Here is a 25,055-nt window from a genome sequence, read left to right as displayed (position 1 = left end):
ATCTATCAGCAGGGGTGGCTCTATCCGCTAACGGTTGCCAGCGGGGCTATTCGCTGGAGGGAAGCAGCTTTGTCCGCTAACGGTTGCCAGCGGGGCTAATCGCCTGAAAAGGAGCTATCGTGAGCTCTAACGGTTGCAGCAGCGCTTATGGCCGGTAATTTGGTGTTCTATGCCTCCGAACAACCCGTTTTGCGCTTCTCGCAACCGTTAGCACTCCCAACGTGGCATAAGGAGCAGCATAACGCTTCTCGCAACCGTTAGCACTCCCATTAGTGGCACATGGAACCCATTAGCACTTCTCGCAACCGTTAGCTACCCCAACGTGGCATAAGGAGCAGCAATTGGCTCCCACAACCAACTAACTATCCCCCAAGCACAGAAAGGCTGGACTCCGGTGACCCGGGTCCAGCCTTCTTGATGTTGTTGGGGTTTCCCTCCCGCTTATGCTTACGGACTAATGCCTGGCGACTTCGTAGATATAGAGGGCAGCGCCCGGGATGCCGCGGATTCGGATGTAGGAGGCGTCCACCGGGTAGGGAGCGTGGTAGATGGCCTTGGCCCCCTCGATGGGTATTTCGGCGCTGCTGTATGGCTGGAGCTCGTCGTTCAAGTAGTCCACCGTCACCGTATGGGCGAGTCCGTCCGAGGAGCCGAGCAGGAAAGTGGCCTGCCCGGTAGGTTCACAGCCGCAAGGGCCCAGGTCCGACGCCCGGAAGATGATGTAGCCCTCTGCACTGAAGATATTGGCCGAGGTGGTATCCCTCGAATCATATCCGTCCTGCAGATTATTGGCATCCTTGAACAGCGCGGAGGCGCCGCCCGGGACAGGGACCGGGACGGTCGGAGCGCCGCCTCCCGGTGCTCCGGGCGCGATCTCATAAATGTACAGGGCCGCTCCCGGCAGGCCGCTCACCTTCACGAATACCGTACCGGCCGGCACGGTGCCTCCGGCGTAATCGTTTTTGAAGCCGTCGATGGGGATGGAGCTCATGCCGACGGTGTTGAAGCCGGCGTCTAGATACCGGACGTTGGTCGTATAGCCCAAGCCCGTGCTGGTGCCCAGCAGGAAGTGGACCTCGCCTCCCGGGGCCGCCCCCGCATCGGAGAGGGTGTACACGATATAGCCCGTCTCCGTGAAAATATTCGCCGAGGTGGTATCGATGCCGTCATGGGCGTGCGTCAGATTGTTGGCGTCTGCGGAGCTTCCCGCCGATGGCGCCGGAATCGGACCGGAGCCGGTATGGCCGCCACCGATTTCGTAGATGTACAGAGCGGCGTTGGACAGCCCCTTCAGCTTGATGTAAGCCGCCTGCCCGGGAACGGAGGAGCGGTATTCGTTCTTGAAGCCGTAGACCGCCATATTGACGGTGCCGGTGACGTTTCGGCCTCCGTCCAGATAATCGATGCTGAGCGGATACTCCAGCCCCGTGCTGGTGCCGAACAGGAAGCGGATGCTGCCGCCCGGCTGAATACCCAGCTCCGGCAGCCCGTAGATGATATAACCGTCAGCTGTGAAAATATTAGACGACGTCGTATCCCGTCCGTCATAAGCGTCCGCCAGGTTGTTGGCGTCCTTGCTCCACTCCAAGCCCGATCCCCCTGTCGGCAGGCCGGCGCCGTTGGCCAACTCATAGATATACAGAGCGGCGGAGGGTAGGCCGCTGACCCGGACATAAGCCGAGCCGGCGGGAACCGGGGCCGTATACGCGGACTTGAACCCGCTGATGTTCAGGACGGCGGCGCCTGTTCCAGCGAAGGTGGCGTCCAGGAACGTGACGTTCGCCTCGTAGGAACCGCCGGTGCTGGTGCCCAGCAGGAGCTGCATCTTGCCGCCCGCGGGGATTCCCAGGTCGGAGAGGGCATAGACGATATAGCCGTCTCCCGTGAAGATATTCCCCGATGTGGTGTCGATGCCGTCATGGGCATGCTCCAGATTGTTGGCGTCCCTCGAGAGACTGTCCGTTCCCGATCCTCCCGGGATGACGACCGAATTTGCCCCGATCTCGTAGATGTACAGGGCGGCGAGGGAGATGCCGTTGATCCGCACATATACGGCATCCGCCGGGGCTTCCGTACGGTAGACGGACTTGAAGCCGTCGAGGTTCAGTGTGCTTACGCCGGTCACGGCGAAGCCCGCGTTCAAGTATTCGATAGTCGCCGTATAGGCGTGCCCGGTGCTGGTGCCGAGCAGATACTGGATGCCGGTTGCGCCGGCAAGGCCCAGATCGGACAAGCGATAGACGATATACCCCTCTGCGCTGAAAATATTCCCCGACGTCGTATCCACGCCGTCATGGGCGTGCTCCAAGTTGTTGGCGTCCTTGGACATTTCCGGGGTGGCTTCCGGCGGCTTCACGACATACTTGGAGATCTCGTACAGATTGAGCGTTGCCTGGTCGACGCCGCTGATCTTCAGATAGGCGGTTCCTGCCGGGGCAGCCGCGTAATAACAGTTGTTCCGACCGGTAACGGGGAACGATTTTTTGGCCAGCAGAGTCATGTCCGCTTGGTAGTACTCCACCTGGACCGTATTGGTGTCCCCGGTGTTGGTGCCCATCCGGTATTGGATCATGTCTCCCGGGATGAGTCCCAGATCGTGGAGGCTGTAAATGATATAGCCGTTCCTGCCGTGGATGCTGGCGGCCGTATCCTCCTGCTTATCGTAAGCGCCGGCGATGTTCTCCGCATCCTTGTACAGAGGCGTGCCTGCGGTTCCTGCGATGGAGATGCTGACGACAGCCTCCGCGCTGGTCAGCCCGCCTCCATCAGAGACGGTAAACCGGAAGCTGTCTGCACCCGTATAGCCTTGCGCCGGCGTGTAGACCCATTGGCGGCCTTGACCGCTCAGCGCTCCGTGGGCCGGTGGCGCGGTCACTTTATAAGTCAGCGCGGCGGCCGGGGTTTCCACGTCGCTTCCGTTCAATGTGATGGAAACGGCCTTGCCTATAGTCGTGGATACGGTAGGCGCGATGGCGGACGGCGGGTCGTTCATCTCCCGGATCGTCAAGGTGACGGCGGCTTCGCTGCTGGACAGTCCGCCCGCATCCACCACCTTGTACTTAAAGAAATCCGTCCCGCTGTAATTGCTCTGCGGCGTGTAAGTCACGTTCCTTCCACTGGCGGCCAAGGTTCCGTGCGCCGGCTCCGACGTCAGGATATATTGGAGCGCCTGCGGGGTTTCCTTGTCCGTGCCGGACAAGGCGATAACCGTCACGGTATCCTCGTTCAGCTGCACGGACAAGTTCCCCGCCGACGGCGGCGTGTTGGGACCCGTGAGAACGGGCGTAACGGCCGTAGAGGTTCTTGCAACCGCTGCCTGGCCGGACTGGCCGCCGGAGGCGGGGGTGACGCTGAAGAAGATATAGGACCCTTTGTCCGATTCCGTGAGAACGTAGGAGAGCGTTTGGGCGCCGTCTATGGCGGTTTTGTCCGATCCGTCCGGAGCGGTTCCCCGGTACCACTGAATCAGTGTTCCGGCTTCGGCCTCGCCGTCCACATCGGTGAACGTATAGCTTCCGGTCAAGGTTTGCCCCACTGCCGGAACGCCATTCACCGTCACGTTGGCCGCCACCGGCGCGTCGTCTACCGACGTCACCGTAATGCGAACGGCAGCCTCTTCACTAACCGCTCCGGCCGCGTCGGTGACGGTATACGTCAAGCTGTCGTCCCCGTAATAGTTAGCGTTGGGACGGTAGACCAGGTGGGGGGCCTCCCCCGATAAGGAGCCGTGGGAGGGCGGGGTGACGATGGCGTAGACGAGCTCCGCCGCGGGTGTGGCATCATCCGTTCCCGATAGGGTCAGGGACACGGAGGTGTCCTCTTCCGTGGAGACGGTGAGCGGGGCTGCCTGGGGGGCGGAATTCTGTGCGGACGAGATGACCGGTGTCGGTGCGCTTACCGCTTCGGCCCCCTTATCCGGTCCGGCCGCTGGCGTAACGCCAAAGAAGAGGTGCCGGCCCAAGTCCGCCTGTGTCAGACGATAGGTCGGAGAAACGGCGCCGCTGACGGGAGTACGGTCCGAACCGTTAGCCGCCGTGCCCCGGTACCATTGGAACACGGTTCCGGCTTCCGCTTCGCCGTCTGCATCGGTGAACACATAGCGGCCGGTCAGGGTCTGCCCCACCGACGCCGTGCCGGTAACGGACACTTCCGTAGCCTGGGGCGGATCGTTCACCGGGCGGACGGTGATGGTCACGGCAGCCTCGCCGCTGACCGCTCCTTCTTCGTCAGTGACGGTGAAGGTGAAGCGGTCGGAGCCGGAGTAATTCGCATCCGGGGTATAGATCATGTTCCGCCCCTGGCCGGATAACGTGCCGTGTGCGGGCAAGGCGGCGACGGTGTAGCGGAGCGCAGCCGGATCCGTCCGGTCATCCGAGCCGCTCAGGGTGAAGCCCACATCCGTATCCTCATCGGTGGCGGCGTATTGGGCCGCAGCTGTCGGAGCCTTATTCGGCACGGTTGGATTCATCTTCACCACCGGACTGGTGAACTTGCCTCCGGCGGCGCCGAAATCGATGGAGAAGTCCCGGGCGTCTTGGGTCGTCGCGGTCCGCCCGATTTTGAAGGTGAGGGTTTGGACCGGATCGTCATAGTTCAGGATGACGGCCGTCTTGTCTTGGAAGGGAATCCCGTCCACGTTGTCGCCTGTTCCCATAAACCGGGTACGTCCCTCCTCGGCGGAGGATACGGTTATACCTGTTCCGGCATCCACCGAGTAGCTGGAGAAGCCTCCGAATTCGGCGTATTCCTTCATCTCCGCGGAAGCACCGTCCAGATCCGCAACCGTCGCGTGAAAATTGGAAAGGGCCACGGGATTGCCCGTCCCCGCTTCGACAAAGTCCACCCGCAGCAGCACGGAGCCCTTGCTTCGGAGGGTCGGGGTGAACTTCCTCTGGAGCTGGGGATCGCCCTGCCACTTCTCGAATTCATCCAATCCGGCGGGGTTGTAAGGGTCCTCGGAGACGATCCGGTCTACGGTGACGATGGCGTTGACGGTGACGCTTTCCTTCTTCAGGACTTCCTTATACAGGAAGGAGCGTCCGATCTTGTCCTGATAGACGTTGGTGCTGCCTCCCTCCGGCCAGTTGAAGATCATTTCCTTATGGTCCACATTGACGACCGTAGGGGATGGTGTGGAGGCGAAGGCGGCCGGTGCTGCACCGATAACAAGGCTGGCGGAGAGTAGGGTGCTGAGTCCCAGCTTGGCGGGGCGGTTAAGTCGGTTCATAGCAAGCATCCTTTCATTAGGCTTGTTGGTTAAGTTACAAAATGTATCACATAAATCGACAATGTATGCCTTCTTTCATGTTCGAAACGGGTAACGTACCAGACAAAAGGACTATTTCGAATGTGAAAGGAGTCATATATACAATTTGTATCACCATTAATTGTTTTGGGCAAGCTAACTTTTGTTAAAGAGTAGGTAAAGTTTGAAGCGGTGATCTGGAGGGGATTGACATATATATGGAATTTGATTATTATCTAATTAGATATTTGTAATATTAGATGTTCATCTAATTGAAAGGAGGGCCATCAGGATGCAGCTGGAGAAAGTGGTAAATTTCCACAAAGCACTCGCAGACCCGACCCGGCTCAAGCTGCTGATTCTTCTGGGAGACGGAGAATGGAGCGGTCAGGTGCTGGCGGAACGGCTGGGGGTGACTCCCGCCACCGTTACGCACCATGCTTCGAAGCTTCGTGCGGCTAGTCTGGTTCGGGAGCGCCGGGACAAGAATACGGTGTTCTTCTCCTTGGATCGGGAGGTTCTTCACAGCTTCTCCGGTGCCGCGGCGGAGCTGATCACCCGCGGTGAGAAGAAGGGGGATGGGGAAGAGATGGAGGAAGCGAATGTCCGGCTCCGGAATTCGGTGTTGAAGAACTTCTTCACGCCGGACGGAAGGCTGAAGCAGGTGCCGGTGCAGCTGAAGAAAAAGCTCATCGTGCTGGAGCATCTGGTCTCCCGGCTGGAGCTGGGACGGCGTTACACGGAGAAGGAGATCAACGAGTATATCAAGGGGTTTCATGAGGACTTTGCGACGATCCGAAGGGAATTCATCATGCATCAGTTCATGTTTCGGGATCCGTCAGGCTACGAGATGAATCCCCGGGAGCTGTGGACCCATTGGGAGACGCTAACCTCCTAGCAGCGTCCTCTTGACCGGCTTTGCGCCTATGAGCGAAAGCCGTTTTTTTTGCGTGAGCGGATAGAAGGTTATGGATTGGAACATGTGAGAAAGTTCGCTGCCCAGGTGAATGCGTTATGGGAGTATATCCATATAATGGAATATGGAGGCGGATACATATGCTCGAATGGCCTGAGGCGGCAACCCTTGCGGGACAGATGAACCGTGTGCTGGCGGACAAGCGCATACGGAAGGTAACGACGGGGCACAGCCCCCACAAATGGGCTTGGTTTCACGGAGATCCGGGAGAGTACGGGGGACGGCTGGAGGGCAGACGGATTCAAGATGCAGCCAGCTACGGGGGGATGGTTGAGATCCGTGCGGAAGGCGCGTACCTCCTCTTCGGGGAAGGTGTTTCTCTCCGCTACCACGAGGATGGGGCTCGCAGGCCGGACAAGCATCAGCTGCTGGTGGAGCTGGAAGACGGCTCCGCCTTGAGCGCCTCCGTTCAGATGTACGGGGGACTGTGGTGCTTCGAAGAGGGGACTTTCGACAACCCGTACTATCGGCTGGCCCAGGAGAAGCCTTCTCCTCTATCGGATGCGTTCGATGCCGCTTATTGGGAGCGGCTGGTGGAGGAGCCGGCGGTGCAGAAGCTGAGCGCCAAGGCATTGTTGGCGACGGAGCAGCGGATTCCGGGGCTGGGCAACGGCGTGCTTCAGGATATTCTGCATCATGCAGGCATTCATCCGAAGAAAAAAGTGCTGGCCTTCTCCAGCGCGGAGAAGTACACTCTGTATATTGCCGTCCGGACGATTCTCGGCCGGATGGCGGACCAGGGAGGCCGGGATACCGAGACGGACCTGTTCGGCAGCCCCGGGGGATACGCCACCGTCATGAGCAAGCGGACCGTCGGCGGAAGCTGCCCCCGATGCGGCGGAACGATCCGCAAGGAGGCCTACCTGGGGGGCGCCGTGTATTATTGCGGAGACTGCCAGACTATATAGACGAAGAGGGATAGACGTTGTTTACGAGTCAGGATATGCAAGAAATCATGATGATGGAGCCGAAACGTTGGAAGGAGCTGTCCGCAACGGTAACCCTTCCGGAGGCGTTGAACCGGCTCACCAAGGACGAGCTCACCGTGATCCGGCAGAAGCTGGGGCTGTACGGGGCCAGCTCGTTGAAGAAATCGGAGCTGGTTGATTTTTTGGCGGAACGGATTCCCGGGGCGATGGCCTACATGCTGGAGCTGTGGGATGAGGACCGTCTGAAGCTGTTCCAAGCGTTGATGAACCGACGTGGAGAGGTGCCGCCCGGGACGGAGCCGCAGCAATGGGAGTACTTTGCGGAGCGGGGGCTGCTTGTGACGGGGACCCGGCCGAATGGCGCTCCGCTGCTGGTCGTTCCGGACGAGGTGCAGACCGCCTTCCGCAGCTTGGACCTGTCCGCGCTTCGCAAGACCATCACCCGGAACACGGAGTGGCTCCGGTTGACCCGCGGCCTCCTGTTCCATTACGGCGTTATGCCGCACGAAGAGCTGCACCGCCTGCTGGAGGAGTTGACGGAGCGGGAGCTGGATTCTGCCGACTTCGGCCGCGTGGTGGAGGATAACGGGTGCTTCGACGATACGGTGCAGGTTGCGGAATCCTTCTACTATCATTTTGACGTGGAGGATCCGGAGCAGGTGCTGCGCGAGCAGAGGAAGCGTCCGGAGCTGAAGCTTCGCGCGCTGACGCGATCCATGGCCTACGAGTCGGGTGCACGGAACTATAATGATGAGAACCCGGAGTTTAAGCAATTCCTCCGGTTTTTGCGGGCGCATTATGAGCTCACGGTGGAGGAAGCGGAGGAGACGGTGGTCCAGTCGGTATACGCCTTCCAGAACGGGGAGCATCCCGGTCAGGTGGTCCATCTGTTCCGCAATGAGTTCGAGCTGATGGACAAGGCGGATGTGGAAGGCTTCATGGAGCACCTGGTGAGCTTGTTTAATGGTACCCGGATGTGGGTGCTGAAGGGGCATACGCCGCGTGAGCTGGGGCTTAAGGAGCGAGGGACCGCTGTGGGGGTCAAAAATAGTCCTGCCGCAAGAGCCGGCTCCGGCTCCGGTAATGTCATCCACTTCCCGGGAGGGGCATCTCCCGCCACCGCTGCTGCGAAGCCTACCGCGCCCGGACGCAATGACCCCTGCCCCTGCGGCAGCGGGAAGAAATATAAGAAGTGCTGCATGAGCTGACAGGTGTGTGCAGCCCATACGGCAGGGCCGTCCCCGGCCGGCTCATGGCCGGGGACGGCTCTTTTTTGCGGAAAGAATAAGCATGGCTCCGAGGCCTTATCGCAACCAAAGGCAGAAATGCCTTTGAATGCGATAAGGCCTCGTTTTTAACGAGATCAAAGGCAAATATGCCGCTCATTCACTCAAAGAAGGGAAAAGGGAATTCCTATTCCCCAATCAACGGCAAATGTGCCTTTCATCGAGTCTGATGTAGATAAACATGAGGAACCAAAGGCAATTTTGCCGTTGATCAGACAAGGAGCTACATGTGCCATTAGGCGCCGAAGGAAAAATGAAGGCCACTGGTGGCCTATAATGGGTCGATTCACACCCTCCGCCGGGATCAAGGCCGTGTACGGCCTTAAATCACTGCTCGCCCCGGCCGGAAAGCTTCGGCCTACATGGATCCATGCCCGCCGCCGCCCCCAATTAGGCCGCTGCAGCATCAGGCCTCGCCCCGCTCCAAAAGCCCGCCGCTGCGCGCTTCTGCGCAAACATTTTACCCCGTTATTTCTACACCCGGCCAACAACTTGCAGTATTAATTAACCAAATTCTGCCTTCTCGAATCTGTAACATTCTTTTCAGACATTTCGTGTTATTATCTTTAGTACATAAGGGCCAAGTGATAAAAATCACAAAAACGGCGATAAATTTGAACGATATGTGAAATTTTTCGCAAAATTAAGCGATGTGTACCCGGTTTCGCATTGACAAAGCCGGTCACCCCTGTTACTTGCCCCTTCGAGTACCCTTGGCAAGCTGTATTTTATGACCTGAAACATCCCAAGCCAACAAAAGGAGAGAAGACAGATGAAGCACACAAGGCTATGGTCGCTGGGAGCAATCCTGTCGGTTGTGCTGTTCCTGAGCGGCTGCGAATCCAACCTTCTGGTGCTGGAGCCGAAGGGCCCCAATGCCAGGGCTATTGCGGACCTCATTAACTGGTCGCTGGTGTGGATGGCGCTCGTTGTCGTCGTTGTCGTCAGCCTGTTCGTCTATATCGTGTGGAAGTACCGGGAGAAGCCCGAGAATATGGATTACGAGCCTCCGGAGGAGCACGGCAGCACGATCCTAGAGATCGTCTGGACGGCCATTCCGATTCTGATCGTCATCGCCCTGACCATTCCTACGGTGAAGACCCTATACGCCCTCGAGAAAGTGCCGGAGGGCTATGAAGACAAGAAGCCCATCGTCATCCACGTGACCTCGGCGGACTGGAAATGGATCTTCAGCTACCCGGAGCAGGGCATCGAGACCGTGAACTACGTCAACATCCCGGCCGGCGTACCGGTGGATTTCCGCCTGACCTCCGCCAGCACCATGCAGTCCTTCTGGGTACCCGCCCTGGGCGGCCAGAAGTACACCATGGGCAAGATGGAGACGCAGCTGTATCTGACGGCGGACCAGCCGGGCTCCTACTTCGGCCGCAACACCAACTTCAATGGCCGCGGCTACGCGGATATGGAGTTCGAGGTACTGGCCCAAAGCCAGACCGAGTTTGACAAATGGGTCAGCGAAGCGAAGAGCACCGCTCCCAAGCTGACCGAGGACCAGTACGCAGACCTTCTGAAGCCGACGCACCTGGGACGCATGACCTTCTCCAATACGCATCTGGCCTGGGTAGATCACGCGCAGATGGATTCCAAGACCTACACCTATCCTGAGCTGTACCGCATCCATGGCTACCCCGGCAAAGTCTTCGAGGATCCTGAAGCCGGCAAGGCCCCATCCACCACCGGAGGTGAGAATCATGCCCATGGGCATTAAGTGGAACGAGATTCTGATCACCGGCGATCCGTTGATCGTCGGCTCCCAGATCGCCATCCTGTTAAGCTCGATCGGCATCGTGGCCGGTCTCACATATTATAAGAAGTGGAAATACCTCTGGACCGAATGGCTGACCACGGTCGACCATAAGCGGATCGGGATCATGTACATCCTGGCGGCCGTGCTGATGTTCTTCCGCGGCGGCATGGACGGCCTGATGATGAAGGTGCAGACCTCCCGTCCCGAGATGAAGTTCCTGGACGCCCAGCATTACAATGAGGTCTTCACGACTCACGGGGTCATCATGATCCTGTTCATGGCCATGCCTTTTCTTATCGGACTGATGAATGTCATCATCCCGCTTCAGATCGGCGCACGAGACGTAGCGTTCCCGCAGCTGAACGCACTCAGCTTCTGGCTGTTCTTCGCCGGCGCCATGCTGTTCAACCTTAGCTTCGTCGTCGGCGGCTCGCCGGACGCAGGCTGGACCTCTTACTTCCCGCTGGCGGGCAAGGAATACAGTCCGGGCATCGGGAACAACTATTATGCCGTCGCGCTTCAGATTGCCGGTATCGGCACGCTGATGACTGGCATTAACTTTATCGTTACGATCCTCAAGATGCGGACCAAGGGCATGACCCTGATGCGGATGCCTATGTTCACCTGGACCACACTGATCACGTCCGTCATCATCGTCGCCGCGTTCCCGATCTTCACTGTGGCGCTGGCGCTTATGACCTTCGACCGTCTGTGGGGCACTCACTTCTTCACCCTGTCGGCAGGCGGCATGGATATGCTGTGGGCCAACCTGTTCTGGCTGTGGGGCCACCCCGAGGTGTATATCGTGGTGCTGCCGGCGTTCGGGATCTTCTCGGAGGTCATCTCCACCTTCTCCCGCAAGACCCTGTTCGGCTACAAATCCATGATCGTCTCCATCGTCGGTATCGCCTTCTTGAGTATGGTGGTTTGGGTTCACCATTTCTATACGATGGGCGCCGGACCGGCGGTGAACTCGGTCTTCTCCATCACCACGATGATGATCTCCATCCCGACGGGGGTCAAGATGTTCAACTGGCTCTTCACCATGCGCAAGGGCCGGATCAAGATGACCACCGCGATGCTGTGGGCGCTGGCTTTTGTCCCGTGCTTCGTCATCGGCGGCGTCACCGGCGTCATGCTGGCCATGGGCGCGGCGGACTTCCAGTACCACAACACCCTGTTCCTGGTGGCGCACTTCCACTACGTGCTGATCCCGGGCGTCGTGTTCGCCGTCTTCGCCGGCCTGTACTACTGGTGGCCGAAGATCTTCGGCCATATGCTGAACGAGCGTATCGGCAAGTGGCACTTCTGGCTGTTCGTCATCGGCTTCAACCTGACCTTCATGCCGATGTTCTTCCTGGGCTTGAACGGCGCCGTGCGCCGCGCATACACCTATTCAGCGGAGTCGGGCTTCTCGCCGCTGTTCGGATTGTCGGCCGTCGGCGCGCTGATCCTGGCGGCAGGCTTCGGAGCACTCTGCTACAACATCTACTGGTCGGCCCGTTATGCGGACCGCAACATTTCGCATGATCCGTGGGATGCCCGGACGCTGGAGTGGGCCACCGCTTCTCCGGTTCAGGCGTACAACTTCGCCACCCTGCCGGAGGTGAAGGGACTCGACGCCTTCTGGCACATGAAGAAGAGCAAGACCGGGCTGACCCTTCGCAAGGCCGACCTGGAGGAGATCCACATGCCGAGCAACAGCGGACTGCCGTTCGTCATGTGCGTCATCTTCGGCATCGCCGGCTTCCTGCTGGTCTTCGAGTGGCATATTGCAGCCCTGATCGCCACCCTGGGCATTCTGGCCGGATTGGCCGTACGGTCCTTCGACTACAACGAGGGCTACCACATCCACACCGACGAAATCTACGAAACCGAGCGCACCTGGCGGAAGGAGGAATAACCATGGCGGCACATGCACATGCCCACGGGCATGAAAATACATCGGTTCCCATGGAATACCGGACCGAGCAGAGCAAGATGAACATCCTGGGCTTCTGGATCTTCTTGGGCGCCGAGATCGTCTTGTTCGCCACGCTGTTCAGCGTGTATTCCGTCCTGCACAACCGCTACGCCGGCGGTCCGACCCAAGCCGACATGTTCGAGATCGGCGGGGTCATGGCCCAGACGCTGCTTCTGTTGACGAGCAGCTTCACCTGCGGCATCGCCATTCTGGAGATGCGCAACAACAACCTGAAGCGACTCCTGGTCTGGATGGCCGTCACGCTCGTCTTGGGCGCAGGCTTCCTGTTCATGGAGATCAGCGAGTTCCGGCATTACGTTCATATGGGCGCCACCATGCAGACCAGCGGCTATCTGTCCGCCTTCTTCGTCCTCCTGGGTACACACGGACTTCACGTGACCATGGGCATCGGCTGGGCCGTCCTGATCATCATCCAACTGCTGAAGCGGGGCTTGACGCCCGTTACGGCGCGCAAGACCTTCATCATCAGCCTCTATTGGCACTTCCTCGACGTGGTGTGGATCTTCATCTTCACCTTCGTCTACCTGAAAGGGATGGTGGGCTAAATGGAAAAAAGAACGCACCCGTTTCCCACGAAGCACGTTCTTGGTTTTCTCGTTTCGCTGGTCATGACCTTCGGTGCGGCCATCGTGGCGCTGAAGACGTCGCTGTCCTTCGATGCCGTCATGTGGATCATCGGCACCCTGGCCATCGTCCAGGCGGGACTCCAGCTCTTCCTCTTCATGCACGTGAAGGAAGGGGAGGATGCCAACTCCCAGGTCATCAACATCGCATTCCTCGTCTTCTGCGCCGTCGTCATTGTGGCGGGTACCATCTGGGTCATGTCCTTCGGCATGTCGCACTGACGACAGAGCCGCCGGGAAGCCGCAGAAGCTTCATCATCGTCTTACCTTCAAGCCGTATTCCGGTCCCGTTGGGGATCCGGGGTACGGCTTTTGATGTCTTCCATCAAGGCCAGCACCAGGCCGAATCCGAAGATCATCATGGACGCAGCCATAATGCCCAGTCCGATGGAAAAGACATATTCCATGATTAAACCGCTTTCATATACACCGAACACAACGGCCATAAAGCCGATCAGCAGTCCGGGAATCGAGATCCGCTTGGCGAGGAGCAAGGGAGGCAGTCGCTTGGTTTGCATCATGATCATCTCCTTTACAACTAGTATATCAAATTTGTTCACAAATTTGTCAAAGATTTTTCGAAAATTTGCCCAAATTGAAGAATTTCACGGCAGGGGCTGAAATAATCTTTCCTTGTTGGAATGCCGCGGGATACGGAAGGCGTTTCATTTAGGACTTGAACAAAAAGAAAGAGCCCAAGGGGCTGGACTTCGGATACTCCTTAGTCCGCCTCTCGGGCTCTTGGTTTTTAGTTCTGAATAAAGTCGGCGGCCGACAGGAACCGCTTCAGCATGACAGTTGCCTCTGCGCGGGTGGCGGTGCTGCCCGGTGCCAGATGGTCAGCCGTTTGGCCGTTGACGATGCCTGCATTCAGAGCTGCGGACATCCCGTCGCGCGCCCATACAGAGACCTGATTTTGGTCGGCATAACCGGCCAGCTTGCCGGCATTCGTGTTGCTTCCGACTCCTGCGAAGCTCATGGCACGGACGAGCATGACTGCCATTTCTTCACGGGTAACGGGTGCATCCGGCCGGAAGGTGCCGTCGTCGAAGCCTTGGATCAGCTTCGCCTTGGAGGCGGCGCCTACGGCTTGAGCGTACCAGCCGCCCGCTTTCACATCGGTGAAGGCCGGTGCAGCTTCACCGGTCAGCCCCAGACCCCGCACGAGAAGCGAGGCGAACTCTGCCCGGGTGACGGAAGCATCGGGTTCGAACCGGCTGGCGGACGTGCCGTTGACCAGTGCCTTGGAGGCCAGAAGTTCGAGATCGGCCTTCGCCCAGTGGTTGGTCAAGTCCGCGAACGTTTTGCTGGATTGAACGACGGTATAGATGCTGTTGCCCGGGCGTTTCAGCGTTGCGGTGGTTTTCCCGCCAACGGTTGTGAACTTCGTTGGCACGAAGGTCATCTCTCCCGTCACCGGGTTGTAGAGTACGCCGGTAGCCTTGGTGATATCGACCGTACCCGGAAGCTCTATGGTTCTCGTAATATAGGTGCTGCCAAAGTCGGAAATGGTGCTCGTCTTCCCGTTCGCTTCAGCCGTTACGTTAAAGTCCACGGCCTCTGCAAGGAGGGTGAATCCTTTGGCTTGTGCATGGGCCCGGATGGCTTGCGCGGCTTCCGAGGGGAGTGCGCGCACCGTAATGCCAATTTCCACATCCTTCGGCTGTACGCCGAGCGTTGCAGCCAAGGCAGCCGTATCGATGGCCTTAGCCGGGAGGGTATAGCTTACGGCTCCTGCTTTGACCGTAACGGATGCTTGGCCGGAGGCCGCTGCCGCATCGGTCAACGTGCGGGAAGGAAGCTTCACCACGCTGATGCTTTCGCTGCCCTTCAGCTCGATGGTTACTTTGGAAGAGCCGTCCTTAACGGCCTTGAAGGCTTGGGTCAAGGAGTCGGAATCCACAACAGCTTGATTGGCAGGCTTGCCGTCCAACGAAGTCTTCTGCTCCACCGGAACGATGACGGAGCCGTTCACGACCGGCGCAGGGCTGCCGGCAGGAGCAGGAGCACCGGCCGCAGGAGTCGTCGGAGTGGAATCCTCGGACGAAGAGGACGGTGCGATGAATTTCAGGAAATCTCCCCAGAGGATGTTCCCAGCGGAATCTCTCGCATAGGGGATCACAGGGGTTAAGCTCTTGAAGTTCACATCGCCCAAGATTTCGCCGGTGGCATTCTTGGAGATCGTACCATCGAACAGGTAATTATCGTTCGAGACCAGGTTGGAAGGATAATTATCCTTGGCGGTGATGCCCTTCTGGTAGGAAATGAAGCCGCCCAACCGGAAGTCCGTCTGGATTTGGGAGTAGGTCACGAAGTTCAGATTGCCGCGGGCGTTATTGAAGGCCACGTTGTTGTAAGCCTGCACACCCGGATTACTGTTGCTCGCGAAGCCGTATGCGCCGTTGCCGAAGGCGATGCTGTTCCGGATTATGTGAGGCACATGGATGCCTTCTCCGCCCAGCTTGAAGCCGTTCTTGTCGCCGGCGCCGACGGTTCCATCCGTCAGAGTGCCGTTGTTGTAGGCGATGCAATCCTCCAGCAGCACGGCCCCGATGGCTCCTGTACCGGACTTGGTATACAGATCCCAGCCGTCGTCAATATTGTTGTGCGAGATATCCCCGCGGAAGATATTGCCGACTCCACTCGTCAACTTGGCGGCAAAACCGTCCGCGTTGTTGTTGGAGGGGTCTTGGTTGTCGAAGGACTCATTATTCAGAATCAGATTATAGGACGGCCAGGAGGATTTGTCGCTGGAGCCGTCGGTGCTGCTGATCTGTAACCCGGTGTCCCCATTGGCGTAGAACCGGCTTCCCTCTACGATGTTGTGGCTTCCCCCTACGGTGAAGCCCTTGGTATTTCCGGCAGTCCGGGTTACTTCAATGCCTTTGACGTGCCAATAGTTACCGCTGAGAACCACTCCTTCGGACAGGAGTCCGAAGTCCAGGATCGGACGGGCGCCCGGGGCGGCCATTAATTTCTTCATGGCTTGCTCGGTGCCGTCGTTGTATTTGCGGATATCGACCTTGGTCTTGCGCAGGTAACGTCCGTCCTGTAACAAGATGGTTTGACCCGGCTTCACATAAGCGATGGCCGTATCCAGGTCAAGAGGGCTCTCGACTGTACCCAGTCCGGTTTCCGTACCTGTGGGAGAAACGATGATATCCCCGCCGTCAGCATAGGATTTCATATTGACGGTAAAGTTGCGCACCATCTTGGCCGCGCTGGTCAGAAGCTGGCTGTCATCAGGTACGAATACCGCGCTGAAATTGGTATAAGTATTGGCCGTAACCGTCGTTGGCATGATAAACGTTTGGTTGGCCAGTACGGTCCGGTCCGAGGTTATGACCTGACCGTTCTGTTTCAACGTTACCCAACCGTTGACCGTAGGCTTAACGCCCAGCACATAGCTGGAGTTAGATGTTTTATCCAGTGTGGTGAATTGAAGATCCGGCGAGGCTTTTTGTTTAGGCGCTTCCACCTTAGGGGCGTCCGCTGCGGAAGCCGTAACACTCATCTGGATGTTGCTGACCTCGATGGTAGCGACGCGGGCAGTATAAAACCCGACATACATTTTGTTGTCCTGCACGTTCAGGATCCCGGGGACGTAGAGCGTCTCCTCCGGTCCGTTGCCGATTCTGCCGGTAAAGCCGCTGTTGGTCTTGGACAGCGTCAGACGGTACGTGCCCGAAGGCTTTGAATCGTTCAGCATCACATTTTGGATGCCTTTGCTGCCGGTCCCGTTAGGTGCTTCCACTCCAGTTCGGGCCAGAAGCTGGGTGCCGTTCGGCTTGGTGGTTCCCCCGCTATAGCCGCCGATGGCAGCTATGTTGGAGGCGAAGACGGCGGAGTCATTGGCATTGCCGATAGCGTCCCTCGCGGTAATGCCGAAGGCTTCTTGGCCGTCATGCGGATTCTTGGCGTACTCGATGACCTTGATATCGGCGGAAAGCACAAAGTTGTCGGCATCCGCATCCAATTCCGTATAGTAGAAGCTGATTCCGTCATGGTCTCCGGTAATTTTGCCGGCTCCGTCTTTGGCTGCCAGCTGGATCACCCGTTCTCCGAGTGTCGCACCGTCCTTAAGCACCGTTACCGTATTATTGGTGTTGGAGGTGGATTGGCCGAAGCGGATGGATTTCCACTCCAGAACCAAGGGCTCCCGAACGGCAGCTTTATACGATATAGGCGTTAGGGAAGTGTCCTTCGGAATAATGGCAATGTCATACACGCCGGGTTGGCTGGATTGGAAAGCATCCGATACCACATCATATAGTCCGGCGTCCAGTACAACCAGGTCTCCGTTGTCGTAGACCTTCGACACCACGAGATTGGAGCTGTCGAAAGCATCGCCTACGGTAAAGGTCGTTTTCGGATATTTCGTCACCTTGATGCCGCTGAGTGCTTTCTCGCGGACCGTTATATTCAAGGAGGCCTGCAAGTTCTTGTAGGTCAGAGTAACTGTCTTCGGTCCGGCGGATGAGCTGCTGAATCCGGAGATAGCGTATTCTCCCTGCTCCGCAGCCGAGGCGCGGTTGCGGAGACGGACCTCCGACCCGTCGCTGTAATGAGCGTAGACGGCCAATCCGTTCGGCTCGAATGCTTCGCCCAGGAAGTAGCTGGTCTTCGCCGGCTGCTGACGGATCTCAAGCCCGGTTAGCGTTGCATCCTTAACCTGGACGCCGAATGTGGTGTAGGTGGAGGTGGTTACAGTGGAGCGGACCGTCACCTTCTTCAAGCCGGGGGTGTCCAGCCGGTAGGTGGCTCCGGTTACGGATACCGCGTCGGTAACCTCCAAGGTGTATTGATTGCTGGCAAGGGTCTCGTAACGATAGCCGTTATTGAAATTCCCGATGACCGTCAAACCGTCCGGATCAAACAGATCGCCCGGGTAATAATCCGTCTTGGCGGGCAAATACTTCAGGTCCAGAGCGGTTGCATCAAGCTTCACAACGGTTGTGCTAAATTCAGCAATGGCTCCGTTATAGTGGACCTTGGCGGTCTTCACCCCCGGTTCCTTGCTGCTGAACCCGGTCACGATATAGTCGGACGGCTGCAAGGTCTTTTCGCTGCCATCCTGGAGAGTAGCTTTGACGACGAGCCGGGAGAAATCCGGTTGCTGGTCCACCAGATACTCGTTTTGCAGCCCGCTGGCATCCACCGTAAGATTCGTAACCACGTCGGTGTACGAGGTAACGGCGTATTTCGTGAAGGTGACGTCCACGTCTCTGGCCGCATACAAGCCGGCATAAATTTGGTTGGCGAACAGGACTCCGCCGGTAGCGGTCGGTGTCAGGTATTCCGTCGTCCCTTTGCCATTCACGGTCATCGAGTAGGCATTTCCCCTTTTCTTGATGACCATATCGTACTCAGAGTCGGCAACTGGAGCGTCGACGGCAGGGCGCGAGGTTTCCGTAAAGCTGGTCCCCGTGGTGCTGGTAGGGCTGATAATGTTCTGCTTATAAAACGTTCGGAAGAATCCGCTCGTTGTGGTCGGCCCAAAGCCGCCAACGGCTACGTAATTCGCCGTTTGGGTGGTGGTCGTATTGTTTGTTCCGATATGGGAGCGCAGCATGATTCCGAAGGAGTGTTGGGTATTGGTGCCCGTACCGATCCGGTTCACCTTCACATGGGCTTTCAGGTCGAAATGGGCCGTTCCCGGCATCTCTTTATAATAGAAATCCATTCCTTCGTTGTCGGAGGCGACCTTTCCTCCGCCGTTATTGCTCATAAGCTTGACGAATTCACCGGGTACTGCAGATTCTACGATGCTGTTCTTGGGAGTAGGTGTTGTCGTTACTGCAGTGCTGGTACTGTTACCAAATATTACTCCCGTCCACCCACCTGTGTCCGCCGACGCCGTAATTGGCAGCAGCGGAACGGCTACCAATACGGATAGCACGGATGCCAAGATCTTCTTGCGAGTTTTCATGCATACAGCTCCTTTGTTCACTAGTCCCATCATGGTAATCTCATTTCAATTCGTACTGGATGATTCCCCCAAATTCGCCTCCCAAATGACAAGAATAGATAAGAATAACGAATATAATCTTACTATAAGCGGTTACATTTCATCAATAATCATTAGCCTTGGTGTTATTTAATATAAGAGGTCTGCGCGTGCACAGCAGGTGACAAGTTCTATACTTTACTAAGCAGGCCCTATAGTTTCTCTTCTGGGAATCGCCCTGTGCCTAGCGGTACAATGGACCCATTCCACACGGATGGCTTGCATATCCGCGGATAATCGCGAAGCCGCTTGAAGAGGCAGACCCGCGGTTATCTATGATTACGGAGGGGGCATAAACGGATGTCATTAGTTCGATGGGTTCAAGACACCTATACGGGGAACGAGTTTCCCTTATTTCACGGCGGGTTAGCAGTGGAGCTCTGCGTTTCGGAGGAGGATTACCCGGGAGTAGGACGTGCGGCAAAGGATTTGCAGATGGACATGAAGCGGGTGACCGGCCGGATGCCTAGGCTCAGGTATGGGTTGCCGGAATCTGAAAGCGCCGTCATCATCGGCACAGTCGGCCGGAGCCCGGTGATCGACGCTCTGATCGATGCGGGCAAGCTGGACGCGGGGCACTTGCCCGGCAAGTGGGAGTCCTTCGTACTGCAGACTGTGGAGGATCCGGCGCCGGGAATCCGGGAAGCGCTGGTCATTGCAGGGAGTGACAAACGGGGCACCATATACGGGATCTATGAGCTGTCGGAGCAGATCGGCGTGTCTCCCTGGTACTGGTGGGCGGACGTGCCCGTCCAGAGGAAGGAGACGCTGGCGGTACGGCGGGGGGTCTACAAGCAAGGCGAGCCCTCGGTGAAGTACCGGGGCATCTTCCTGAATGATGAAGGACCGTCGCTGATGACGTGGGCGAGGGCGAATTTTCCGGACTTCACCCATGAGTTCTACGAGAAGGTGTTCGAGCTGATTCTGCGCCTGAAGGGCAACTACCTGTGGCCCGCCATGTGGGACAGCGCCTTTAACGAGGATGACCCCTTGAACCCGGCGGTCGCCGACGAGTACGGCATTGTGATGGGCACCTCCCACCATGAGCCGATGGTCCGATCCCATGGAGAATGGAAGAAGCACGGCCGCGGGGCCTGGGACTACTCGGTGAACGGAGAGTTCCTGCACCGCTTCTGGGAGGAGGGCATCGAACGGAATCGGGCCTACGAGAGCATCGTGACGCTGGGCATGCGCGGGGACGGGGACGAGGCGATGGGCGGCAAGCTCACCTTCCAGGAGAAAATCGAGCTTCTCCAGCGCATTGTCGAAGACCAGAGAAGGATTATCGCGGATAAGATGAATCCGCAGGTGGAGCGGGTGCCCCAGCTATGGGCCCTATACAAGGAGGTTCAGGAGTATTACGAGAGCGGCATGAGGGTGCCTGATGACGTGACCCTCCTCTGGTCCGACGACAATCACGGCAATCTGCGGAGGGTACCGACGGAGGAGGAGCGGAAGCGGTCTGGCGGTGCCGGCATTTATTACCATCTGGATTATGTCGGGGGCCCGCGTTCCTACAAATGGATCAACACCGTGCCTCTGCCGAAGATCTGGGAGCAGATGCACAAGGCGTACGAATACGGAGCGGACCGGATCTGGATCCTGAATGTCGGAGACCTGAAGCCGATGGAGCTGCCGACGGATTATTTCCTGAGGCTGGCATGGAATGTGCAGGACCATACGGCAGACCAGATCGGGGCATTTACACTCCATTGGGCCGAGCGCCAGTTCGGGCCGGAGTTTGCGGCCGATATCGCTTATATGCTAGAGCGTTACACCAAGCTCAACGGCCGACTGAAGCCGGAGCTCTTGAACGCCGTGCCGCTCTACAGCTGGACGGACTACCGGGAGGCGGAGCGGGTGCTGGCGGAGTTCCGCGAGATTGCGGAGCTGGCGGTTCAGGTCGGGGATCGGGTGCCCGAGCCGCTGCAGGACGCTTACTTCCAGCTGGTGGAGTACCCGGTCCGGGCCTCCGCCGTGGTGGTGGAGCTGCAGCTGCGCGCCGTGCAGAACAGGCTCTATGCGGAGCAGGGGCGTGCGGCTGCTGCCTGTCTGGCGGCGGACCGGGTCGAGGCGCTGTTCGAGGAGGACGCACGCTTGTCCTTCTATTACAACAAGCGCCTCTCCTTCGGCAAGTGGGACCACATGATGGACCAGACCCATATCGGCTACACCTATTGGAACCAGCCGGAGCGGAATACGCTGCCGGAGCTGCTCCGGCCGGAGGTTCCGGCGGAAGGACGGCTGGGGGTAGCGCTGGAGGGCTCCGCTTCAGCCTGGCCGGGAGCCCACGAGCCCTGTGTGCTCCCGGCCCTGGATGCCTACGCCCGGGAACCCCGGTATGTGGAGCTGTTCAACCGGGGGGCGGGTGCCCTAACGTTCCGGGCTTCCGCCGACGCCGGCTGGATTAAGCTCAGCCTTGTAGAAGGCCCCGTCGGGGCAGGAGTACGGCTTACGGTGGATGCGGACTGGGATACAGCTCCAATAGGAATGGACGTACGAGGGAGCGTACATATCACGGCTTCCTGCGGTACCGAGGTCCGGGTGGAGGTCCGGCTGTTCCACCCGTCAGCTCCTGCCCGGGAGGAGCTGACAGGCTTCGTGGAAGGAGCCGACGGCTGTATCTCTATAGAAGCCGAGCATTACAATGCTTCGTGGGATGCAGGAGGTGCCGGCTGGCGCCGAATCCCGGATTACGGCCGAACCTTGTCCTCTATGGCGGTGTTCCCCGTAACGGCTCCGAGCGTGAATCCGCCGCATCATTCACCTTGTCTGGAATACCAGGTCCACCTCTTTACGCCCGGAGAGCTCCGGGTGACCGCCTATCTGGCGCCTTCCCTCGATTTTGTTCCGGGGCAGGGGCTGCGGATCGGCGTATCCGTCGACGGCGGTCCGATCCAGGTGGTGAATGCCGTCGGCAAGCTTCCGGAGGTGGGCTTCGATGAGGGGGAATGGAGCACCAGCGTCATTCGGAATATCCGGACGGTGGAGACGGTGCACCAGGTGGAGAAGCCGGGGGCCCACACCCTGAAGGTCTGGATGGCGGACCCCATCGTCGTCCTGCAGAAGCTGGTTCTGGTTACGGAGGGAGGCTGCTTGAAGAGGAGCTATCTGGGTCCGGCGGAGACTTATTACGGGGGCAAACCGCCAGTGGCACTGCCGAAGGAAGCAGTCCTTCCGAAGGGTCCGGACAGCCCGGCAAAGAGCGGCTTCGACCTAGATCCGGACCTTCGCTGGGACGGCGTGTTGGATTCCAAGCCTCTTGCGCTTCAGCTGGGCCTCTTCAATCGGGAGCGGATCGGACGGCGCTATTCGATCGAGGCCGTACTGCAGGATGACGGGGAGCGTCAAGTGGACGCCGCGGCAACGACGGGCTACATCCGTCAACAGGAGCGGCTGCTCTTGGTCTTCAACCTGGCGGACTCCGGCTCAAAGGACCTGCAGTTCTATACCTTGAAGATCCGCTTGGTATCCGGAGAGGAGTCGAGCGTTTTCAGCTGGAAGCTGGCGGCTCCATCTGTACGAGGTCTGCCCGGCCGGAGCCGGCTGAAGTAAGGCTTCAGCAGCCCGAAATTGACGAGGATAATGCCGAAGAGAATCGCCGCAACCCCCGCTGCAGTCAGCCAGGACAGCGGTTCTCCGTAGATCAGCCACCCGAGCGCCATGGCAATGGGCGGGGAGACGTACAGCCAGGTGGAAGGGAAGACAGGGTCGCTCTTCGAGACCAGCCAATAAAAGAGAGTATGCCCCACCATGGACCCGGCCACTATCAGGTAGAGCAGCGAGCCGGCAGCGGCTGGAGACGCATAAACGGAGAGATCCGGCTTCTCCGCGAAGGCGGAGAGAACAAGCAGCAGCACCCCGCCAGCGGTCATTTGGGCAGCGTTCAGCGCAACGGCGGATACGTCCGTAAAATGCTTCATCACCCGCTTCGAATACAGGGCGCCGGAGGAATAGCAGAGCTCGCCGATCAGGACGGCGGCGCAGCCGGCAACCCACAGCAGGCCGGCCCCCACGGATAATCCGGGAAGCAGGATCAGGGCCACTCCTGCGAAGCCGATCAAGCATCCCGCCACTGCCCGAGGTGCTGCTTTTTGACGGAGCACGGCAGCCTGCAGCACCAGGATCATGATCGGCCCCGTTGCAGAGAGGACGGCGGCCAGGCCGGAGGCAATATACTGCTCCGCCCAGTATAAGGAGGAGAAGGTGCCGAAAGTCAGGCAGGCGCCGGTCACGATCGATTCCTTCTTCCATAGAAGAGAGAAGGAGCCTTTCTTTTGCCAGACCATGACGGACAAGAGGATGAGCCCAGCTGCCGTGAAGCGGATGCCTGCCGAGAAGAAGGGAAGAGAGCCGGCGTCGATGCCGGCTTTAATCGCCAGGAAAGTGGTGCCGAAGATCAGACACATAATCAGATAGCCGAACAGAACCATGAGGAACGCCTCCTTTTCCATTCATCATAAGGGGAGGAGGACAGAACAGATATAATTCCATAGAACAGATTCCTTCCGCTTCGGTTACAATGGGGAAAAGGAGGGAGCGTACATGAAGCAGGATTCCGTCTCCGCCGGGATGAACGGCGGCAAGCGTTTTGAACAGGTGGTATCGGGCATGCAGGCCCGTATGGCGCGGGGAGAGTGGAAGCCACATGACAAGCTCCCGTCCGTCCGGATGCTGGCTGCGGAGCTGGGCTGCCACCGGTTGACCGTGTTTCGGGCCTATCAGGAGCTGAAGCATCTGGGCAAGGTTTACGTCAAAGACAAGTCAGGCTACTATGTACATCCCGGCGGCGTTATGGAGGAGTCCGGCTCCGGAGGTATCCGGAGCTTAGGGTATAGGGCGCGGAACCGGCTGTCCGAAATTCATCGGCTGCCGGCGGATTATCAATTCTCCGAGGCCGTGATCGACCCCGGCTTACTTCCCAATATGTATTTCTCCGATTATGTGAAGAAGGTCTTCGATCTGTATCCCCGGGTGTTGGCCACCTACGCCCACGTTCAAGGTGATGAGGAGCTCCGCGAGTCGTTGAGCCGGTATCTGGTCCGTAGGCATCGCCTGCACGTATCGCCCGGCGAGCTTCTGATCACCTCCGGCGCCCAGCAGGCTATCGACCTTCTGTGCCGGGTACTGGTCCGGCCGTTGGACACGGTGATGATGGAGCGTCCGACATATAGCTCCGCCGTGGACCTGTTTCTTCAGCAAGGAGCGAGGATCGTTCCGGTGGATATCGGTCCCGATGGGTACAATCTCGAGCAGGTGGATTGGTGCATGGCCCACCATAAGCCTCGGCTGTTCTATATGAATCCGACCTTTCATAATCCTACGGGCTATTCCGTGCCGGAGGAGCAGCGCAAGCGGCTCGTCGAGCTGGCGGAGAAGCACGGCTGTCTATTGATCGATGATGATACTAGCTATGACATCTACTTCGGCGGGCAACCCCCGAAGCCACTGTTCGCTTATGATACCGAAGGAACCGTGGTGTATATCCGCGGCTTCAGCAAATATGTATCCCCGGGATTACGGATCGCCGTAGTTTCTTGCAGGCAGCCGCTGATGGAGCAGCTGGTGACGGCGAAGTCTCTTACGGACAACGGCACCCCTCTCTTGAATCAAAAAATCTTCCTTCACTATTTCGGTTCGGACCGGCTTCAGCAGCATCTGGAGAAGCTCCGGATTGCGCTCCAAATCCGCAAGGACGTCATGGAGGAGGAGTTGGCGGCCTCAGGCTGGAGCTGGACTAGTCCCCAGGGCGGGTTGAATCTGTGGATCCATCTAGGGGAGGGGGTCTCGTCCGAACAGCTGTTGGAGAAGGCCAGGCAAAGATCAATTTCCTTTATTCCCGGAATCCTCTGTGATCCCATGCGGAAGCTGGATTCCTGGGCACGACTTAGTTATTCGTACGCCAACGAACAGCAGATCCGGGAAGGCATACGGAATCTGATCCGGTGCCGGTAACGGAAGAAATTCAGAACCGGGGTTGCTTTTATTTTTTTCGTATGTTATATTCTAATTCCTGTCGCCGACGCGACGGGGACAAGCAAGGAAGCTTCGCACGAAAGATGCAGCGACTGTAAGAAATTAGATGTTGCAAATGATGTCGAAGCGTGCTATATTAGTCTTCCGGCCGCGAGAGCGACGGTGAGAGTAAGTAAGTAACTTCAAGTTAGCTCCTTGAAAACTGAACAACGAGTAGTAACAACAAACACAGCCAAGTGTAATGAATGAGCTATATCGAAC

At 58.1% G+C, this 25,055-nt stretch carries 13 protein-coding genes; 9 read left to right on the top strand and 4 right to left on the bottom strand.

All coding sequences use genetic code 11. From position 1 onward, the window contains the following. Positions 1–454: 454 nt before the first annotated feature. A complete protein-coding gene (locus tag ACSEXW_RS20430; RefSeq protein WP_438448024.1) occupies positions 455–5,227 on the bottom strand; it encodes a tandem-95 repeat protein in 4,773 nt (1,590 codons plus the stop codon). A 310-nt stretch (positions 5,228–5,537) separates the two neighbouring features. Between ACSEXW_RS20430 and ACSEXW_RS20425 the strand changes: the two genes are divergently transcribed. The 7 genes from ACSEXW_RS20425 (at position 5,538) to qoxD (ending at position 13,033) form a co-directional block, all read left to right on the top strand. Further along, positions 5,538–6,143 (top strand): DUF2087 domain-containing protein, encoded by a 606-nt coding sequence (locus ACSEXW_RS20425; RefSeq protein WP_438448023.1) that lies wholly within the window; start codon positions 5,538–5,540, stop codon positions 6,141–6,143. A 158-nt stretch (positions 6,144–6,301) separates the two neighbouring features. After that, on the top strand, positions 6,302–7,129 hold the full coding sequence (locus tag ACSEXW_RS20420; RefSeq protein ID WP_438448022.1) for a hypothetical protein: 828 nt from the start codon (positions 6,302–6,304) through the stop codon (positions 7,127–7,129). Positions 7,130–7,146: 17 nt separating this feature from the next. After that, positions 7,147–8,358: a YecA family protein gene (locus ACSEXW_RS20415; RefSeq protein ID WP_438448021.1), complete on the top strand. Its 1,212-nt coding sequence runs from the start codon at positions 7,147–7,149 to the stop codon at positions 8,356–8,358. An 850-nt stretch (positions 8,359–9,208) separates the two neighbouring features. After that, a complete protein-coding gene (gene qoxA / locus ACSEXW_RS20410) occupies positions 9,209–10,165 on the top strand; it encodes a cytochrome aa3 quinol oxidase subunit II (protein ID WP_438448020.1) in 957 nt (318 codons plus the stop codon). Continuing rightward, a complete protein-coding gene (gene qoxB / locus ACSEXW_RS20405; protein ID WP_438448124.1) occupies positions 10,155–12,107 on the top strand; it encodes a cytochrome aa3 quinol oxidase subunit I in 1,953 nt (650 codons plus the stop codon). The genes qoxA and qoxB overlap by 11 nt, the downstream gene beginning before the upstream one ends. Positions 12,108–12,109: 2 nt before the next feature. Continuing rightward, positions 12,110–12,733, top strand: coding sequence for a cytochrome aa3 quinol oxidase subunit III (gene qoxC / locus ACSEXW_RS20400; protein WP_438448019.1), 624 nt, complete (start codon positions 12,110–12,112; stop codon positions 12,731–12,733). Then, complete coding sequence (gene qoxD / locus ACSEXW_RS20395; protein WP_438448018.1) at positions 12,734–13,033, top strand: cytochrome aa3 quinol oxidase subunit IV; 300 nt, start codon at positions 12,734–12,736, stop codon at positions 13,031–13,033. Positions 13,034–13,080: 47 nt separating this feature from the next. Here the strand turns inward: qoxD and ACSEXW_RS20390 are convergent, their stop codons facing one another. Both ACSEXW_RS20390 and ACSEXW_RS20385 read right to left on the bottom strand, forming a co-directional pair. Further along, positions 13,081–13,332 (bottom strand): hypothetical protein, encoded by a 252-nt coding sequence (locus ACSEXW_RS20390; protein ID WP_438448017.1) that lies wholly within the window; start codon positions 13,330–13,332, stop codon positions 13,081–13,083. Positions 13,333–13,559: 227 nt separating this feature from the next. Beyond that, a complete protein-coding gene (locus tag ACSEXW_RS20385; RefSeq protein ID WP_438448016.1) occupies positions 13,560–18,740 on the bottom strand; it encodes a right-handed parallel beta-helix repeat-containing protein in 5,181 nt (1,726 codons plus the stop codon). A 378-nt stretch (positions 18,741–19,118) separates the two neighbouring features. Here ACSEXW_RS20385 and ACSEXW_RS20380 point away from each other — a divergent pair, with 378 nt between their 5' ends. Further along, positions 19,119–22,373, top strand: coding sequence for a glycosyl hydrolase 115 family protein (locus ACSEXW_RS20380; RefSeq protein WP_438448015.1), 3,255 nt, complete (start codon positions 19,119–19,121; stop codon positions 22,371–22,373). Here ACSEXW_RS20380 and ACSEXW_RS20375 read toward each other — a convergent pair. Further along, complete coding sequence (locus ACSEXW_RS20375) at positions 22,265–23,251, bottom strand: DMT family transporter (RefSeq protein ID WP_438448014.1); 987 nt, start codon at positions 23,249–23,251, stop codon at positions 22,265–22,267. The genes ACSEXW_RS20380 and ACSEXW_RS20375 overlap by 109 nt on opposite strands. Positions 23,252–23,363: 112 nt before the next feature. Between ACSEXW_RS20375 and ACSEXW_RS20370 the strand changes: the two genes are divergently transcribed. Beyond that, positions 23,364–24,773 carry an aminotransferase-like domain-containing protein gene (locus ACSEXW_RS20370; RefSeq protein WP_438448013.1) on the top strand — a complete coding sequence of 470 codons (1,410 nt, stop codon included), beginning with the start codon at positions 23,364–23,366 and terminating at the stop codon, positions 24,771–24,773. Positions 24,774–25,055: the final 282 nt, after the last annotated feature.

The sequence above is a fragment of the Oryzibacillus soli genome (genome assembly GCF_051594765.1).
Taxonomy (GTDB): domain Bacteria; phylum Bacillota; class Bacilli; order Paenibacillales; family NBRC-103111; genus Paenibacillus_AR.
The sequence above is the reverse complement of the archived record's forward strand: the minus strand, read 5'-3'. Positions and strand labels throughout refer to the sequence as shown.